The following is a 3,272-nucleotide window of genomic DNA, read 5'->3' on the forward strand; positions in this document are numbered from 1 at the left end:
AATTGGGTGCCTGGCAGTGTCCTACTCTCGCATGGCATCTGCCACACTACCATCGGCGCTACAGCGTTTCACTTCTGTGTTCGGCATGGGAACAGGTGGGTCCACCGCGCTATGGCCGCCAGGCAAAATCGTAATCCGAAAAGCTGAGTGCACTCACGATATCCATCGCAAGCACTAAAGTCGTTCTCGCTTGTCACAAGCGCTCAAAACACTTCTTGGGTGTTGTATGGTTAAGCCTCACGGGTAATTAGTACGGGTTAGCTCAACGCATCGCTGCGCTTACACACCCCGCCTATCAACGTTGTGGTCTCCAACGGCCCTTTAGGACCCTCAAGGGGTCAGGGATGACTCATCTCAGGGCTCGCTTCCCGCTTAGATGCTTTCAGCGGTTATCGATTCCGAACTTAGCTACCGGGCAGTGCCACTGGCGTGACAACCCGAACACCAGAGGTTCGTTCACTCCGGTCCTCTCGTACTAGGAGCAACTCCCTTCAATCATCCAACGCCCACGGCAGATAGGGACCGAACTGTCTCACGACGTTCTGAACCCAGCTCGCGTACCACTTTAAATGGCGAACAGCCATACCCTTGGGACCAACTTCAGCCCCAGGATGTGATGAGCCGACATCGAGGTGCCAAACACCGCCGTCGATATGAACTCTTGGGCGGTATCAGCCTGTTATCCCCGGAGTACCTTTTATCCGTTGAGCGATGGCCCTTCCATACAGAACCACCGGATCACTATGACCTGCTTTCGCACCTGCTCGACCTGTCCGTCTCGCAGTTAAGCTGGCTTATGCCATTGCACTAACCTCCTGATGTCCGACCAGGATTAGCCAACCTTCGTGCTCCTCCGTTACTCTTTGGGAGGAGACCGCCCCAGTCAAACTACCCACCAGGCACTGTCCGCGATCCCGATTCAGGGACCTGCGTTAGAACATCAAACATACAAGGGTGGTATTTCAAGGTCGGCTCCACGACAACTAGCGTCATCGCTTCAAAGCCTCCCACCTATCCTACACATGTAGGTTCAATGTTCAGTGCCAAGCTGTAGTAAAGGTTCACGGGGTCTTTCCGTCTAGCCGCGGGTACACCGCATCTTCACGGCGATTTCGATTTCACTGAGTCTCGGGTGGAGACAGCATGGCCATGGTTACACCATTCGTGCAGGTCGGAACTTACCCGACAAGGAATTTCGCTACCTTAGGACCGTTATAGTTACGGCCGCCGTTTACCGGGGCTTCGATCAAGAGCTTCGTGTTACCACTAACCCCATCAATTAACCTTCCGGCACCGGGCAGGTGTCACACCCTATACGTCCACTTTCGTGTTTGCAGAGTGCTGTGTTTTTGATAAACAGTCCCAGCCATCTGGTCACTGCGACTCCCAACAGCTCCGTGAGCAAGTCACTTCACCATCAAGAGCGTACCTTCTCCCGAAGTTACGGTACTATTTTGCCTAGTTCCTTCACCCGAGTTCTCTCAAGCGCCTTGGTATTCTCTACCCGACCACCTGTGTCGGTTTGGGGTACGATGACATGTAATCTGAAGCTTAGAGGCTTTTCCTGGAAGCAGGGCATCAATGGCTTCACCACCGTAGTGGCTTCGTCTCGTGTCTCAGTGTTGTGTCTCCGGATTTGCCTAGAAACACCACCTACGCACTTTCACCAGGACAACCGTCGCCTGGCCCACCTAGCCTTCTCCGTCCCCCCATCGCAATTACATGTCGTGCAGGAATATTAACCTGCTTCCCATCGACTACGCCTTTCGGCCTCGCCTTAGGGGTCGACTCACCCTGCCCCGATTAACGTTGGACAGGAACCCTTGGTCTTCCGGCGAGGAGGCTTTTCACCCCCTTTATCGTTACTTACGTCAGCATTCGCACTTCTGATATCTCCAGCATACCTCTCGATACACCTTCGCAGACTTACAGAACGCTCCCCTACCACTTGCACTGAGTGCAAATCCGCGGCTTCGGTGCCTGGTTTGAGCCCCGTTACATCTTCCGCGCAGGCCGACTCGACTAGTGAGCTATTACGCTTTCTTTAAATGATGGCTGCTTCTAAGCCAACATCCTAGCTGTCTGAGCCTTCCCACATCGTTTCCCACTTAACCAGAACTTTGGGACCTTAGCCGGCGGTCTGGGTTGTTTCCCTCTTCACGACGGACGTTAGCACCCGCCGTGTGTCTCCCGGATAGTACTTACTGGTATTCGGAGTTTGCAAAGGGTTGGTAAGTCGGGATGACCCCCTAGCCTTAACAGTGCTCTACCCCCAGTAGTATTCGTCCGAGGCGCTACCTAAATAGCTTTCGGGGAGAACCAGCTATCTCCGAGTTTGATTGGCCTTTCACCCCCAGCCACAGGTCATCCCCTAACTTTGCAACGTTAGTGGGTTCGGTCCTCCAGTTGATGTTACTCAACCTTCAACCTGCCCATGGCTAGATCACCCGGTTTCGGGTCTACACCCTGCAACTATTCGCCCAGTTAAGACTCGGTTTCCCTACGGCTCCCCTATACGGTTAACCTCGCTACAGAATGTAAGTCGCTGACCCATTATACAAAAGGTACGCAGTCACCCCGAAGGGCTCCCACTGCTTGTACGTACACGGTTTCAGGTTCTATTTCACTCCCCTCACAGGGGTTCTTTTCGCCTTTCCCTCACGGTACTGGTTCACTATCGGTCAGTCAGGAGTATTTAGCCTTGGAGGATGGTCCCCCCATGTTCAGACAGGATATCACGTGTCCCGCCCTACTCGATTTCACATCAAGGTTGCTTTCGTGTACGGGGCTATCACCCTGTATCGCCGGCCTTTCCAGACCGTTCCACTAACGTCCAAGATGCTTAAGGGCTAATCCCCGTTCGCTCGCCGCTACTGAGGGAATCTCGGTTGATTTCTTTTCCTCGGGGTACTTAGATGTTTCAGTTCTCCCGGTTCGCCTCTGTTACCTATGTATTCAGTAACAGATACCCGAGTTATCTCGGGTGGGTTTCCCCATTCGGAAATCCGTGATTGATAATGTCTCTTACCGACTCATCACGGCTTATCGCAGGTTAGTACGTCCTTCATCGCCTCTGACTGCCAAGGCATCCACCGTGTACGCTTAGTCACTTAACCATACAACCCCAAGAAGTGTCGTTTCCGACGCTTGCTTGTTGCTGCACAACAAGGACCAAAATATAAACTTTGGTTTTCGCCAAGAAGTTTCCAAGACACTTGTAACAAATGTTTGAGAACTACTTTTTAATCAGCTTTCCAGATTGTTAAAGAGCA

The 3,272-nt window shown here is 52.5% G+C and carries 2 rRNA genes; both read right to left on the reverse strand.

The features are described 5' to 3' along the window. Positions 1–8: 8 nt before the first annotated feature. Positions 9–123, reverse strand: a 5S ribosomal RNA gene (gene rrf / locus BN1134_RS15455). A 103-nt stretch (positions 124–226) separates the two neighbouring features. Next, positions 227–3,116: ribosomal RNA gene (locus BN1134_RS15460) — 23S ribosomal RNA — on the reverse strand. Between the last annotated feature and the right edge of the window lie 156 nt (positions 3,117–3,272).

The sequence above is a fragment of the Aeromonas simiae genome, assembly GCF_000820125.1.
Classification (GTDB): Bacteria; Pseudomonadota; Gammaproteobacteria; order Enterobacterales; family Aeromonadaceae; genus Aeromonas; species Aeromonas simiae.